The organism is Pseudomonas sp. 273, from assembly GCF_029201425.1.
In the GTDB taxonomy this organism is placed as follows: Bacteria; Pseudomonadota; Gammaproteobacteria; order Pseudomonadales; family Pseudomonadaceae; genus Pseudomonas; species Pseudomonas delhiensis.
The window spans coordinates 3,138,582-3,152,353 of the sequence record NZ_CP116775.1; the positions used below are offsets into that span (position 1 = coordinate 3,138,582).

A 13,772-nucleotide genomic window follows, 5' to 3' on the forward strand; every position below is an offset into this window, starting at 1 on the left:
CCGCGAACATGAGGGAGTGGCGTGGATGGGCCTTCAATGCCTGAACCGCCGTGCCGTGGTGAAATTACGGTCCCAGTAGCTGTTGCTCAGCGAGTCGATGCGCACCGTCTTGCCGCTGCGCGGCGCGTGGATGAAGCGGTCATCGCCCAGGTACAGCCCGACGTGGCTGACCCGCGCGCCGCCATTGTGGCTGAAGAACACCGCATCCCCCGGCTTGAGCGCATGGCGCGGCACCTGGCGGTGCTTCTGGTGGATCATCGAGCGGGTGGTGCGCGGCAGTTCCAGGCCGATTTCCTTGCGGAACAGGTAGACCAGCAGGCCGCTGCAATCGAAGCCGGTCTTCGCCGAGGTGCCGCCCCAGCGGTACGGCGTGCCCACCAGTTGCCGCGCGCTCTGCAGCAGGCGGTGCATGTCGCCGTCCGGCATCCCGGGCTTCAGGCCGGGCTGTGCGCCGGGACGGAAGAATTGCGCCAGGCTGCCTTCCTGCGACTGGTAGCTGCGCCAGGCGGGCGCATCCAGCAGGTCGGCCGAAGCGAACAGGGGGACAGGCAAATCAGCAACAGCAGGAAACTACGCACGACAGGTACCGCAGGGAAGCATTAGGAACAGGGCGTCATCCTAGGCATCCGGTGCGTGAGCGGTCAGTCGGAAAATTCGCCTGTACCAGGCGGAAAATACCAATCGGTGCCGGGGGCGCAGCCTGCAACTGCGCAAGAACGTTCAAGGCGGGCGCTGGGGGTTTCTGCCAAGCTGGTGGCCTCACTGCCTCGAAAGCATCATCCATGTCACAACAACTGCTTCCCTCCCGCGCCTTCCTCAAGGGCGCCATCGCCATCATGCCGCTGTCCATCGCGGTGCTGCCCTGGGGCCTGCTGGCCGGCTCCCTGGCCATCGAGGCCGGGCTTTCGCCGCTGCACGGCCAGGGCCTGTCGGCCATCGTCTTCGCCGGCGCCGCGCAACTGGTGGCCATCGGCATGCTCAAGGGCGGCGCCGGGTTCTTCTCGATCATGATCACCACGCTGCTGCTGACTTCGCAGCACCTGCTCTACGGCATGAGCATGCGCCCGGTGATCGCCGACCTGCCCGGGCGCTGGCGCCTGGGCCTGGGCTTCCTGCTCACCGACGAGTTCTTCGCCCTGACCAGCCAGCACGACCGCGAGACCTTCAACCGCTGGTACGCCCTGGGCGTGGGCCTGACTTTCTACGTGGCCTGGAACCTCTTCACCCTGGCCGGCGTGCTGCTGGGCAGCAGCATCCCGGGCCTGGAGCACCTGGGCCTGGACTTCTCCGTGGCCGCCACTTTCGTGGCGCTGATCGCGCCGGTGGTGCGCAGCGTGCCGACGGTGGTCTGCGTGGCGGTGTCGCTGTTCTGCTCGGTGCTGTTCAGCTACTGGCAACTGGGCTCGGCCCTGGTGCTCTCGGGCCTGGCGGGCATGACCGCGGGCTTTTTCTGCAACAGGTTCAGCGGGAGGTCGGCATGATGGTCTGGGCCGTGATCGTCGGCATGGGGCTGATCGTCTTCTTCAACCGCTACGTGTTCCTCGAACCGCGCCTGCCGATCCGCCTGGGCAGCAACATCCGGCAGTTCCTAGGCTTCGCCGTGCCGGGCATGCTCACGGCCATCTGCGGGCCCATCGTGTTCCTGCCCGAACACCAGTTGAACCTGCGCCCGGACAACCCCTACCTGCTGGGCTCGCTGGTGGCGGTGGGGCTGGTGCTGTGGACGCGCAACACGCTGCTCAGCGTGCTGCTGAGCATGGGCGTGTTCTTCCTGCTGCGCTGGTGGCTGTAGGGCGCATAACGCCCCAAGCGTTATCCGCCGTCGTCCTGGCGCCGATGTGCCAGCCAACGGCGGATAACCGCGAACGGTTATGCGCCCTACGGTCAGGCACGCCCATAGGAGCGGACTCCGCCCGCGATCGGGCTTGCAGGATGACGCCGGACTTCCCGACAACTCCGAACGGCTCCCTCTCCCGCTTGCGGGAGAGGGCTGGGGAGAGGGTGCGGAACAACGCCCGGCGCCGATGTTCTGGGATAACCGCGAACGGTGCTCCGCCTTACGAACCCCCTTTCAACCCTTACGCTCGAACCCATACGCCCGCTCGACCTTCGCCACCCGCACGGCGAAGCGCTCGTACCAATCCCGCCGCCCAGCGTCCCGCGCCAGCCGGTGCTCGGCATGCTCGCGCCACAGGCGAATGCTGTCCTCGTCCCTCCAGTAGGACACGGTAATACCCAGCCCATCCGCCCCGCGCGCCGACTCCACGCCGAGGAAGCCCGGCTGCGCGGCGGCCAGCTCGACCATGCGTTCGGCCGCCTCGCCATAACCGGCCTCCAGCGGCGTGCGCAGGGAGGTGAAGATCACCGCATAGTAGGGCGGCTCGGGCGTCGTGGCGCTCATGCCGCGCTCCTCGCGTACTGGTTGGCGGCGCGCAGGAAGGCCTCTGCCAGCGGCACGCTGACGCCGGCCAGGGCCTTGCGCTCGGGTTGGAACAGGGTGGCGACGAAGAACGGATGGTCGCTGGCCTCCAGGGCGCGGATGCTGCCGTCCTCGCCGTGGGCGGTGGCATGCAGGGCGTCGCCGAACAGCGCTTGCTGGTACTCCGGGTTGACGCCGTAGCTGCAGCGGTAGCCTTCGCGGATGCTCGGCTTGCCGTAGACGCTGGCCAGGCGCGAACCCGGTTGCAGGCGGATGTCCTCGCGCACCTCGATCAGCGAGCAGGGCAGGGCGTGGATCACCGGCCGTGCCGCGCGGGGTTCGACCTCGCCGTGGGCGGCGTCGTCCCAGCCCAGGACGTTGCGGGCGCGCTCCAGCAAGGCGTGCTGGAAGCCGGCGCAGGTACCCAGGTAGGGCACGCCGCGGGTGCGCGCGTGGGCGATGGCGCGCAGCGCGCCCTCGGTGCTGCGGTAGGGGCTGCCGGGGGTGCACCAGAAGCCGGAATAGGCGTCCAGCGCCAGACCGTTGGCCAGGCGCGCGGTGTCCAGCCACTCCAGGCGCAGGGTGCCGGTGTGGGGCAGCAGCGACTGCTGCAGCGCCAGGGGAATGGCCCAGTGCGCGGTGACCCGGCTGTCGCGGTCACCGATCAGGCCGATCCGCAGTAGTTTCCGCATCTTCCGCATCGCTCCTTCCCCCTGCGCTGGCGCCCGTTGGCGGGCTTCGCTGGGCAATTTATAGTTGCGCTGATGCAATCGAAATGGGCGGTTGCGCAATTCAAGAGTGCGCTCATGCAATATCGACTGGAATATGCCGACCTTTCCCTGGTACTGGCCCTGGTGCGCGGCGGCACCCTGGCGCGGGCCGCGGAGTTGCTGGCGGTGGACGTGTCCACGGTGTTCCGCGCCGTGCGCCGGCTGGAGAAGGCCCTGGGCATGGCGCTGTTCGAGAAGGGCCGCGCCGGCTACCTGCCCGGCGCCACCGCGCAGCAGCTGGCGCGCCAGGCGGAACTGGCCGAGCAGGCCCTGGAGGCGGCGCGGGTGGGCCTGGAGCAGGGCCGCGAGGTGCTCAGCGGCACGGTGCGCCTGACCTGTACCGACGCCGTGCTGCACGGCCTGCTGCTGCCGGCCCTGGGCCGTTTCATGGGCGGCTACCCCGGCCTGCACCTGGAGCTGTCCACCTCCAACGCCTTCGCCAACCTCAGCCGGCGCGACGCCGACGTCGCCCTGCGCCTGACCACCGCGCCGCCGGACTACCTGGTGGGCCGCTGCCTGGGCGAGGTGCGCTACGCCCTGTGCGCCCACGAGGACTACCTGGCCACCCAGGCCGGGCGCGACTGGAGCGAGCTGAGCTGGATCGCCCCGGACGAGTTCATGCCCGACCACCCCAGCGTCGCCTGGCGCCGCCAGCTGTACCCGGCGCTCACCCCGGCCTACCGCTGCGGCAGCATCCTCTCGGTACTGGAGCTGTGCAGCGCCGGCCTGGGCCTGGCGGCGTTGCCGGACTACCTGCTGCGCGAAGGCGACGGCCTGCGCGTGCTGCAGCACGACCTGCCGGGCTGCGGCACCGCGCTGTGGCTGCTGACGCGGCCGGATTGCCGGGCCCTGCGCACCGTGGTCACGCTGTTCGAGGAACTGGCGAGGCACATCCGCCTGCCGCAGCCGGCTGGGCGCTGAACGACCACCCGACGAACAGAACGAACCCGGGGCGGCCGGCGGCCCTCCAATGGCCATCCCCGCATCGACCGGAGGTCACCATGAACCCGACACTGCACAAATGGCTGGGCAACCCCTGGCCGCAACGCGACGGCGACAATGCCGCCCGTGGCCTGCCGGGCTACCCGCGGGACGCCGAGCAGGACGCGGAAATCGTCAGGACCCTGGGCTTCGACCCCGACTCGCCGGACCTGGCCGACCCGCAGATCGACCCGCCGCAGCCGCCACACCCGCCCCGCGAGGGCCCCAGCCCGCAGCGCCACAAGCGCGCCCCGGGCGAGCAGTACCCGCCTTACGGCGATTGAGCCCTGCCCCCCGGACGGCGGGGCTGCGCGGCGCCGGCACATGCCCTAGACTGCCGCTTTGCGCAAGCCGAGGAGCAGGGCATGTACCAGGGAAGCTGTCTGTGCGGGGCCGTCGCCTTCGAGCTGGAAGGCGAGCTGGCGCCCATCCAGGTCTGCCATTGCGGACAGTGCCGCAAGGCTCAGGGCGGGCCCTTCGCCACCAACATCCCGGTGCGCCGCGAGGCCTTGCGCCTGCTGGCCGGGCAGGCGCAGCTGCGGGCCCATGAATCCTCGCCGGGCAAGCGGCGCTGGTTCTGCGCGAACTGCGGCTCGCCAATCTACAGCGAACGCGATGCCTTGCCCGGCATCCTGCGGTTGCGTGCCGGCACCCTCGACGGCGAGCTGCGCACCCGGCCGGAGGCCCACTACCACGTGGCCTCGGCGGCCAACTGGTGGCCGCTGGACGACGACCTGCCGCGGCACCCCGCCGGCAAGCCCGGCTGAGCGAGGCGCTGTTTGTCATGTTCGCAGCCTCCGCCGCACGTTACCCTATGGGCCGCCTGAATGGCTGATCGTCAAGGAGGAACGATGTCGGCATCACCCAGCCGCTTTCGCGTCATGGTGCTCGGTGGCTATGGCAATTTCGGCAGCCTGATCGTCCGCCGCCTGGCCGGCGCGGAGGGCATTCGCGTGCTGGTCGCCGGGCGCGACCAGAAGCGCGCCGGCCTGCTGGCCGCGGAGGTGGGCGGCGAGGCGGTGTGCCTGGACATGAACCAGCCGACCCTCGCCGGGCGCCTGCGCGAGCTGCGCGTGGACCTGCTGATCTCCACCGCCGGCCCCTTCCAGGCCCAGGACTACCGGGTGGCGCGCGCCGCGGTGGCGGCGGGGGCGCACTACGTCGACCTGGCAGACGCCCGCCAGTTCGTCTGCGCCATCGGCGAGCTGGACCGGGCGGCGCGCAGCGCCGGGGTGCTGGTGTGCGCCGGCGCCAGCTCGGTGCCGGCGCTCAGCGCCGCGGTGGTCGATGAACTGTTGCCGCGCTTCGCCCGCCTGGACGTCATCCACCATGGCATCAGTTCGTCGGCGAAGATTCCCGGCCAGGCCACCCTGGCGGCCGTGCTCGGCTACTGCGGCAAGCCGTTGCGCCAGTTGCGCGACGGCCGCTGGCAGGCGGTGTACGGCTGGCAGGACCTGGTCGCCCATCGCTTCCCGGCGCCGCTGGGGCGCCGCTGGCTGGCCAACTGCGACGTGCCCGACCTGGAACTCTTCCCGCAGCGCTACCCGACGGTGCGCGAGGTGCGCTTCGGCGCCGGCCTGGGCCTGCGCACCACGCATTTCGGCACCTGGGCGCTGTCCTGGCTGGTGCGCCTGGGCCTGCTGCGGGACGCCAGCCGCCTGAGCCCCTGGCTGCAACGCCTGGCCCAGGGCCTGGAGCCGCTGGGCGACGGGCGCAGCGGCATGTTCGTGCGCCTGGAAGGCGAGGGCGCCGATGGCCAGCCCCTGCGCCTGTGCTGGGAGCTGCAGGCGGCCGACGACCACGGGCCGAACATCCCCTGCATGGCCGCGGTGGCCCTGGCCCGCAAGCTGGCGGCCGGGCGCCTGGACAAGCGCGGCGCCACGCCCTGCGTCGGCCTGCTGGGCCTGGACGACTACCTAGCCGAGCTGCAAGGCCTGAGTGTGCGCCATGGCCTGCGCGAGCTGGGGCCGCTGCGCCCCGGCGCCTGATGCCTCCAAGGGGGTATGCGCGCCGGCGCCGCAGGCCCATCCGCCGCCGGCTACTGATCCACGACAAGAAATGCGCCGATCGCCCGCCCTAGACTCCGGGACCGCCCATCCCCGCGAGAGGAGTCACCCATGCACGTGGATATCGCCATCGTCGGCGCCGGCCCCGCCGGGCTCTGCCTGGCCCGCGCCCTGTCCGGCCATGGCCTGTCGATCCTGCTGATCGAGCGCCAGGCCCGCGCCGCCCTGGCCGAGCCGGCGGAGGACGGTCGCGAGATCGCCCTGACGCACGCCTCGCGCAGCCAGTTGCAACTCCTGGACATCTGGCCGCGGCTGGCTGCCAGGGACATCGCACCGCTGCGCGACGCCCAGGTGCTCAACGGCCCCTCGTTGTTCGCCCTGCGCATCGATGCCGGCCTGGCCGGCGCCGGCCAGCTCGGCCACCTGGTGCCGAACCAGGCGATCCGCCGCGCCGCCTTCGCGGCGGTGGAAGATTGCGCCGACGTGACCCTGCTCGACGGGCATGCGCTGCAGTCCGTGCGCGTCACCGGCGAACGCGCCCGGCTCACCCTCGATGACGGCGAGCAACTGACCGCTGGCCTGCTGGTGGCCGCCGACAGCCGCTTCTCGGAAACCCGCCGCATGCTCGGCATAGGCGCGCGCATGGAAGACTTCGGCAAGACCATGCTGGTCTGCCGCATGGCCCACGCCAAGCCCCACCAGCAGGTGGCCTGGGAATGGTTCGGCTACGGCCAGACCCTGGCCCTGCTGCCGCTCAACGGCGACGTCTCGTCGGTGGTGCTGACCCTGCCGCAGCACGAGATGAACCCGATGCTGGCCCTGGACGAGGCGGCCTTCGCCCGCGACATCGAGCGCCGCTTCGAAAGTCGCCTGGGCAGCATGGCCCTGCTCGGGCCGCGCCATTGCTACCCGCTGGTGGGCGTCTACGCCGACCGCTTCGCCGGCCCGCGCTGCGCGTTGCTGGGCGATGCCGCGGTGGGCATGCACCCGGTCACCGCCCATGGCTTCAACTTCGGCCTGCAGAGCGCCCGGCGCCTGGCCGCCGAATTGCTGGCGGCCAAGCGCAAGGGCAGTGACTGGGGCGCCGCCGGCCCCTGCGCCGCTACGCCCTGGCGCACCGCCTGGCGACCTGGCCGCTGTACCAGGCCACCAGCCTGATCGCCGGGCTGTACAACGACCCGCGCCCGCCGGCGCGCCTGCTGCGCAATGCCGGCCTGCGCCTGGCCCAGGGCCTGCCGCCGCTGCGCCAGGCCATCGCCCGGCACCTGACGCAGAACGCCTGAAACAGACGGCCCGCGCCCGGGGGAGGGCGCGGGCCGCGAGCCAAGAAAGTACGGGAGGAAAGATCATGGCCCTGACATCCACCGACATCTGCGCCGCCGCCGATCGCCTGAAGGGCTTCGTCGGCTTCAACCGCAAGACCGGCAAGTACCTGGTGCGCTTCAGCGAGGACTCCTTTGGCCTCGACGTGGACGAGGACAGCATCGTCCCGGCCTGCGAGTTCGTCTGGGCGCAGAAGACCGGCGAGCTGATGACGCTGAGCCGCGAATGCCTGCAGATACTCCAGGCGCAGAACATCGCCGAGCGCCTGGAGTTCGGCGAGGCGCTGCAGACCTACCTGCGGCGCACCGACCTGCCGGAAATCTGCGCCCAGCGCCAGCTGAAGTAGCCGGTGCCGCCTGGCCGCGCTGGAGCAGAACAAGGCGAAAGCAGGCGAGGGAGCGTAATGCCGTTCATGGTTCAGCGAAGGCGGGAACGTAGGGCGAATGACCGTTCGCGGTTATCCGCCGTTGGCCGTGCTACCGGGGCGTCCGGCGTGGCCGGTGAATCCAATCGCGGACGGAGTCCGCTCCTACGCTGGCCGAGCCATGCCATTCCCCTGTAGGAGCGCGCCCTGCGCGCGAATCGCGGGCAGGGCCCGCTCCTACGACCGTGCTTCCTGGAACCGTAGGAGCGGACTCTGTCCGCGATTCGGCGCATAACGCCGTAGGCGTTATGCGCCCTACGGGTTTCCAGAGAAACATCCGAGCGCACCGAAACGCCCCTTCAGAAGGCCGAGCGAAACCGGCGCTCAGGAGGTCATGCGACATGGATGTCGCGAGAGCCCCGATGGGCTACAGGGACGTACCCTCGGGGCGGGCCTCCGTGGCGGGGGAATTCGCGAGGGTAGCCCGGCTTCATCGGGCCCGTATGCGGGGCAAGCCTTCTTGGTTACTTCTTTGGCGTTTGAAAGAAGTGACTCGCCCGAGGGGGCGAAACGAGAGACATCCGAGCACTCGGTGCGGCGCGCTACACCCAAACCCGACGTCTTTTTTGGGTTCCCGCGTTGCGGGATTGAGTGCAAGGGCTCGCAAACGAAGCCATAACCCCATCCCATATGAAAAATGCCGTTTCCCTCATGAAGAGAAGCGGCATTCTTTCTTCAGTGAACAGCATCAGGCGAGGAAACGGAGTTCAGGCCACTTAATGAGCATCATTCGCCTGCTTATGCCGACGCGCAGCAGATCATGGACTGGTTCTCAGAGGAACATGCCGCCGGAGGCCTCCACCCGCTGGCCATTGATCCAGCGGCTGTCGTCGCTCAGCAGGGCGACCACGGCGCCACCGATATCGTCCGGCAGGCCGACGCGGCCCAGCGCGGTGTTGCTGGCGATCTGCCGGTTGAGCTCGGCGTTGTCGCGCACCAGGCCGCCGCCGAAGTCGGTCTCGATGGCGCCGGGGGCGAGGATGTTCACCGAGATACCGCGCCCACCCAGCTCCTTGGCCTGGTACTTCGTCAGCACCTCCATCGCGCCCTTCATGGCCGCGTAGGTGGAGTAGCCGGGCAGGGCGAAGCGGGTGAGGCCGGTGGAGACGTTGAGGATGCGCCCGCCGTCGGCGAGCAGCGGCAGCAGCTTCTGGGTGAGGAAGAAGGGGCCCTTGAACTGGATCTTCAGCAACTGGTCGAACTGCGCCTCGGTGGTCTCGGCGAAGGCCGCGTGGAGGCCGATGCCGGCGTTGTTCACCAGGTAGTCGAAATGCGGGCGGCCGAAGTGTTCCTTCAGCACGCTTTCGACGTTCCGGGCGAAGTCGGCGAAGCTGGCGCTGTCGGCGACGTCCAGGGGCAGCATCCGCACCCGGGCGCCGTGCTGCTCGATCTCGTCGGCGACGATCCGTGCCTCGTCGGCCTGGCTGCGGTAGGTACCGATGACGTCGACGCCGGCGGCGGCCAGGTGCAGGGCGGCGTTGCGGCCCAGGCCGCGGCTGGCGCCGGTGATGAGGGCGATCTTGCGGGACATGGCGTGGCTCCTGTGTGGGGTGGCTTCGGGGGCAAGGTTATTATCCTGGCTGGTACTGATAAACACGGCGAAATCGGAAATACTGGTCGCTACAGTCGAACAATTCGCAGGCCTCGCCGCCCATGATCAAGCCCGAACTGTTGCGCACCTTCGTGCGTGTCACCGAACTCTCCAGCTTCACCCAGGCCGGCGAGCAGCTGGGCCTGCCGCGCTCCAGCGCTTCCGAGCAGGTCCGGCAACTGGAGGGCCTGCTCGGCACCCGCCTGCTGCAGCGCACCACGCGCAAGGTCCGGGCGACCCAGGACGGCCTGGTGTTCTACGAGCGTAGCAAGGCGCTGCTGGCGCAGATGGACGAACTGCAGGGGCTGTTCCGCCGCGACGGCGAGGTGCTCGCCGGGCGCCTGCGGGTGGACATGCCGACCATAGTGGCGCGCAAGGTGGTGATGCCGCGCCTGGGCGAGTTCACCGCCCGCCATCCGGGCCTGGAGCTGGAGGTGAGCAGCACCGACCGCCGCGTCGACCTGGTGCGCGAGGGCTTCGACTGCGTGCTGCGCATAGGCGGTGCCGCGGAGGCCTCCCTGGTGGCGCGGCCGCTGGGCGCCTTCGAGCAGATCAACTGCGCCAGCCCCGCCTACCTGGCCGCCTTCGGCACGCCCCGTGGCCTGGAAGACCTGGCCGGGCACCGCCTGGTGCACTACGTGCCCGTACTGGGCACCCGCCCGGCCGGCTTCGAGTACCGTCGCGAGGGTGCGACGCACTTCCTGCCGATGGCCGGCAGCGTGACGGTGAACAACGCCGAGGCCTACGAAGGCGCCTGCCTCGGCGGGCTGGGGCTGATCCAGGCGCCGCGCCACGGCCTGCAGGACTACCTGGCCGACGGCCGCCTGGTGGAGGTGCTGCCGGACTTGCGCCCGGCGCCGCTGGAGGTGACGCTGCTCTACGCCCACCGCCAGCAGCCACCGCGGGTACGGGTGTTCATGCAGTGGCTGCAGGGTCTGGTGGAGGAGGCGGCCGGCCGCTGAGCCGGTCGCGCGCCCGCTCAGCTCGGCCAGTCCGAATCGAGGATGATCCGGCAGAAGTCGAGGCGCTCGAAGTGCGCGTCCTTCAGCGCCAGGACGTCGGCCTTGACGTTGCCGAAGGTGCTCTGCGGCTTGTCCTTGATGCCCTGGTAGAAGGCCTCGATGATGTCGTTCTTGAAGTCGCCGCCGCGTGGGTGGGCGGCCACCACGGCGTCGCGCACCGCGCCGGGGAACCCGGCGTAGTCGATGCCCAGCACGTCCATCTCCACCCCGGCGGTGACCAGGGCGATCTCCGCCCGCATGTGCTGCGGGATGCCCGGCGTGGTGTGCAGGGCGATGGCCGTCCACACGGTTTCCACGTCGCGCTCGGCGATGCCGTGGCTGCGCAGGAACTCGGCGGCGCAGTCGGCGCCGTCCACCTCGAAGCGCTCGCACTTGCTGCAGTAGCGCGGCAGCAGCCCCATGTCGTGGAACATGGCGCCGGCGTAGAGCAGCTCGGCGTCGTACTCCAGGCCCCGGCGCGCGCCGGCGAGCGCGCCCCAGTAGTACACCCGCGAGGAGTGGTGGAACAGCAGCGGGGTGGCGGTGTCGCGTACCAGTTCGGTGATTTCCCGGGCGAGCGGGCTGTCGGGGACTTTCACCCCCTGGATGTCGAGCGTCATGGTGGCCTCCTGATGAGTGTCGCGGCGATGTCGTGCCGTGCATCCATTGGAAGTCCGTAGCGCTTTGGCAGCAATCGACAGGGTGGATCGAATCCTGCCAACCGACGCCGATGCCCTGCCAGCCTTGTGGAATGAGATTCTGCTGAAAATGACGTCATAAAACTGACGAATCTTGTCGCGCGTCAAATCAGAAGTCGGTTGTACGTCACATTCTTACAGCAATCCATTAAGATGCTGCGGGTTTTGTCGCCGTATTCCGGTCCTCGCCGAGCCATCACCGTGTTCTTCGCTTCCACCGCCATTCGTCGCTCCTCTGTGCTACAACGCGCAGCGCTGCTGGCCCTGCTGGGCCTGGCGGCGCCCCTGTGCCTGGCGGCTCCCAGCGCCTCGGAGGGCGACGGCGCGGCCCTGCGCGGCATGTTGCTGGGCATCCTCAGCTACGTGCGCTGGCCGCGGGAGCCGCAGACCCTGGAACTGTGCGTGCTGGGCGCCAGCGAATACGCCGAGGACCTGCTGCGCCGGGGCAGCCTGCTGCAGGCCAGTGGCCGCCGCGTCGAGGTGCGCCGGGCCCAGGTGGACGACCCCGGCCTGGGCGAGCGCTGCAACGTGCTCTACCTCGGCAGGCTGGATGCGGCGCAGCGCCAGCGGGCATTCGCCGGGATCGCCGGGCACCCGGTGCTGTCGCTCAGCGAGGACGACCCCGACTGCAGCGTCGGCAGTGTGTTCTGCCTGGAACTCGGCGTCGCGCCGCCGTCCTTCGCGGTGAACCTGGACTCGGTGGCGCGCAGCGGCGTGCGGGTGCACCCCAGCGTGCTGAGCCTCGGCCGGCGGAGGGGCGAGCCATGAGCCTGCCACGCCTGACCGAGCGCCGCAGCAGCCGGCGCAAGTCGCTGGGCCGCCTGCTGTACCGCGCGCACCTGGGGGTGGCCCTGGCCTCGGTGTGCATGGCCGGCCTGGCGGTGAGCGTGGTCGGCCTGCTCACCCTGCGCGCCTACGCCGAGCACAACCTGCACCTGATAGGCCGCTCGATGGCCTACACCGTCGAGGCCGCGGTGGTGTTCAACGACAGCGCCGCCGCCGAGGAGGCCCTGCGCCTGGTGGCCAGCACCGAGGAGGTGCGCCGCTGCACCGTGTACGATGCCCAGGGCCGCCTGCTGGCCACCTGGGAGCGCAGCCACGGGATCAGCCCGCTGCGCCACTTCATCGGCCGCTGGTGGCTCAACCACGAGGAAGTGCAGCCCATCGTCCACGACGGCCGGGCGATCGGCGAGATCCGCCTGACCGGCACCGGCGGGCGCCTGCTGACCTTCCTGCTCACCGGCCTGGGCGGCATGCTCGGCTGCCTGGCGCTGACCGCCCTGGGCGCCTTCTACCTGTCGCGGCGCATGGTCAGCCGCATCGTCACGCCGCTCGACCGCCTGGCCCAGGTGGCCCACGCGGTGCGCCGCGACCGCCAGTTCTCGCGGCGCGTGCCCTCGGCGCGCATCGCCGAGCTGGACGAGCTGGGCGGCGACTTCAACGCGCTGCTCGACGAACTGGAGGCCTGGCAGCAGCACCTGGAGCGCGAGAACGCCTCCCTGGCGCACCAGGCCAACCACGACAGCCTCACCCACCTGCCCAACCGCGCCTTCTTCGAGGGCCGCCTGAGCCGCACCCTGCGCGACCTGGCCCAGCACGGCGGGCAGGCGGCGGTGCTGTACATCGACTCCGACCGCTTCAAGGCGATCAATGACGAACTCGGCCACGCGGCCGGCGACCGCGTGCTGGTGGCCATCGCCGAGCGCATCCGCGGCCAGCTGCGCGACAGCGACCTGGTGGCGCGCCTGGGCGGCGACGAGTTCGCCGTGCTGCTGGCGCCGCTGCCGGACAGTCGCGCGGCGCTGCATATCGCCGACGACATCCTGGCCAGCATGGCCGCGCCCATCGCCTTGCCGGACGGCAGCAGCATCACGACCTCGTTGAGCATCGGCCTGGCGCTCTATCCGCAGCACGGGCGCACCCTGGCGGAGCTGCTGCATCGCGCCGACAGCGCCATGTACCACGCCAAGCGCAGCGGCCGCGGCATGCGCAGCCTGGCCGGCGAGGAAGTGGATTCCACCCCCGAGGACTACGAGGAGATAGCCCGTGATAGCCAAGCCCCTGAAACCTAGCCGCCTGTTCATCGGTCTGCTGCTGAGCCTGCTGCTGGCCGGTTGCCAGACGCCGCCCGCGCCGCAGAAGGGGCTGAGCGCCGAGCAGGTCGCCGTGCTCCGCCAGCAGGGCTTCGCGCTGGGCGAGGAAGGCTGGGAGCTGGGGCTGTCGAGCAAGGTACTGTTCGGCAACAACCTCGACAACATCGACCCGCCCAGCCGCGGCGAGGTCGAGCGCATCGGCCGCGTGCTGCTGGGAGTGGGCATCGACAAGCTGCGCCTGGAAGGCCATACCGATTCCTACGGCGATGCAGGTTACAATCAGCAGCTCTCGGTGCGCCGGGCACAGTCGGTGGCCCAGGTGCTGGCCGGCATCGGCATGCCCCGGGAGAACCTCGAAGTCATCGGCCGCGGCATGCAGCGCCCGGTGGCGGACAACAGCAGCCCCGCCGGGCGCATGGAGAACCGCCGGGTATCCATCATCGTCCCGGCCGAGTAAGGAGTCGCC

General features: G+C 70.1%; 16 protein-coding genes and 1 pseudogene. 12 read left to right on the forward strand and 5 right to left on the reverse strand.

The window, feature by feature from the left end:
• Positions 1–33 precede the first annotated feature (33 nt).
• Positions 34–552 (reverse strand): C40 family peptidase, encoded by a 519-nt coding sequence (locus PKO50_RS14710; protein ID WP_275630140.1) that lies wholly within the window; start codon positions 550–552, stop codon positions 34–36.
• Between the two features lie 230 nt (positions 553–782).
• Between PKO50_RS14710 and PKO50_RS14715 the strand changes: the two genes are divergently transcribed.
• Together PKO50_RS14715 and PKO50_RS14720 are read left to right on the forward strand one after the other, a co-directional pair.
• Positions 783–1,481: an AzlC family ABC transporter permease gene (locus tag PKO50_RS14715; protein WP_109933443.1), complete on the forward strand. Its 699-nt coding sequence runs from the start codon at positions 783–785 to the stop codon at positions 1,479–1,481.
• Positions 1,478–1,792, forward strand: coding sequence for an AzlD domain-containing protein (locus PKO50_RS14720; RefSeq protein WP_109933442.1), 315 nt, complete (start codon positions 1,478–1,480; stop codon positions 1,790–1,792). Before PKO50_RS14715 ends, PKO50_RS14720 begins: the two co-directional genes overlap by 4 nt.
• 279 nt (positions 1,793–2,071) lie before the next feature.
• Here the strand turns inward: PKO50_RS14720 and PKO50_RS14725 are convergent, their stop codons facing one another.
• Positions 2,072–2,401 carry an antibiotic biosynthesis monooxygenase gene (locus tag PKO50_RS14725; RefSeq protein ID WP_109933441.1) on the reverse strand — a complete coding sequence of 110 codons (330 nt, stop codon included), beginning with the start codon at positions 2,399–2,401 and terminating at the stop codon, positions 2,072–2,074.
• Positions 2,398–3,120: a gamma-glutamyl-gamma-aminobutyrate hydrolase family protein gene (locus PKO50_RS14730; RefSeq protein ID WP_275630141.1), complete on the reverse strand. Its 723-nt coding sequence runs from the start codon at positions 3,118–3,120 to the stop codon at positions 2,398–2,400. Before PKO50_RS14730 ends, PKO50_RS14725 begins: the two co-directional genes overlap by 4 nt.
• Positions 3,121–3,225: 105 nt before the next feature.
• Between PKO50_RS14730 and PKO50_RS14735 the strand changes: the two genes are divergently transcribed.
• The 6 genes and pseudogenes from PKO50_RS14735 (at position 3,226) to PKO50_RS14760 (ending at position 7,845) form a co-directional block, all read left to right on the forward strand.
• Positions 3,226–4,110 (forward strand): LysR family transcriptional regulator, encoded by an 885-nt coding sequence (locus PKO50_RS14735; RefSeq protein WP_109933439.1) that lies wholly within the window; start codon positions 3,226–3,228, stop codon positions 4,108–4,110.
• An 80-nt stretch (positions 4,111–4,190) separates the two neighbouring features.
• Positions 4,191–4,454, forward strand: a complete 264-nt coding sequence (locus tag PKO50_RS14740) for a DUF6021 family protein (RefSeq protein ID WP_275630142.1) — start codon at positions 4,191–4,193, stop codon at positions 4,452–4,454.
• An 81-nt stretch (positions 4,455–4,535) separates the two neighbouring features.
• Complete coding sequence (locus tag PKO50_RS14745) at positions 4,536–4,937, forward strand: GFA family protein (protein ID WP_109933428.1); 402 nt, start codon at positions 4,536–4,538, stop codon at positions 4,935–4,937.
• Positions 4,938–5,021: 84 nt separating this feature from the next.
• Entirely contained in the window at positions 5,022–6,158 is a 1,137-nt protein-coding gene (locus PKO50_RS14750; protein WP_275630143.1) for a saccharopine dehydrogenase NADP-binding domain-containing protein, read from the forward strand.
• Between the two features lie 129 nt (positions 6,159–6,287).
• Positions 6,288–7,459: pseudogene (gene ubiM, locus PKO50_RS14755) on the forward strand (5-demethoxyubiquinol-8 5-hydroxylase UbiM).
• Between the two features lie 65 nt (positions 7,460–7,524).
• Entirely contained in the window at positions 7,525–7,845 is a 321-nt protein-coding gene (locus PKO50_RS14760) for a DUF2025 family protein (protein WP_109933425.1), read from the forward strand.
• An 850-nt stretch (positions 7,846–8,695) separates the two neighbouring features.
• Here the strand turns inward: PKO50_RS14760 and PKO50_RS14765 are convergent.
• Complete coding sequence (locus tag PKO50_RS14765) at positions 8,696–9,454, reverse strand: SDR family oxidoreductase (RefSeq protein ID WP_275630144.1); 759 nt, start codon at positions 9,452–9,454, stop codon at positions 8,696–8,698.
• Between the two features lie 122 nt (positions 9,455–9,576).
• On the opposite strand from PKO50_RS14765, the gene PKO50_RS14770 reads away from it, so the two are divergent.
• Positions 9,577–10,476, forward strand: a complete 900-nt coding sequence (locus tag PKO50_RS14770) for a LysR substrate-binding domain-containing protein (protein ID WP_275630145.1) — start codon at positions 9,577–9,579, stop codon at positions 10,474–10,476.
• A 17-nt stretch (positions 10,477–10,493) separates the two neighbouring features.
• On the opposite strand, the gene PKO50_RS14775 is transcribed toward PKO50_RS14770, so the two are convergent.
• Positions 10,494–11,135, reverse strand: coding sequence for an HD domain-containing protein (locus tag PKO50_RS14775; RefSeq protein WP_275630146.1), 642 nt, complete (start codon positions 11,133–11,135; stop codon positions 10,494–10,496).
• Between the two features lie 279 nt (positions 11,136–11,414).
• Here PKO50_RS14775 and PKO50_RS14780 point away from each other — a divergent pair, with 279 nt between their 5' ends.
• From PKO50_RS14780 to PKO50_RS14790, 3 genes are read left to right on the forward strand one after another with little or no spacing between them, the layout of a single operon-like run.
• Positions 11,415–11,981 carry a YfiR family protein gene (locus tag PKO50_RS14780; RefSeq protein ID WP_256595975.1) on the forward strand — a complete coding sequence of 189 codons (567 nt, stop codon included), beginning with the start codon at positions 11,415–11,417 and terminating at the stop codon, positions 11,979–11,981.
• A complete protein-coding gene (locus PKO50_RS14785; RefSeq protein ID WP_275630147.1) occupies positions 11,978–13,285 on the forward strand; it encodes a diguanylate cyclase in 1,308 nt (435 codons plus the stop codon). Before PKO50_RS14780 ends, PKO50_RS14785 begins: the two co-directional genes overlap by 4 nt.
• The gene (locus PKO50_RS14790) at positions 13,260–13,763 is read left to right on the forward strand and encodes an OmpA family protein (protein WP_275630148.1); all 504 of its coding nucleotides are present in this window, start codon (positions 13,260–13,262) and stop codon (positions 13,761–13,763) included. The genes PKO50_RS14785 and PKO50_RS14790 overlap by 26 nt, the downstream gene beginning before the upstream one ends.
• Positions 13,764–13,772 lie beyond the last annotated feature (9 nt).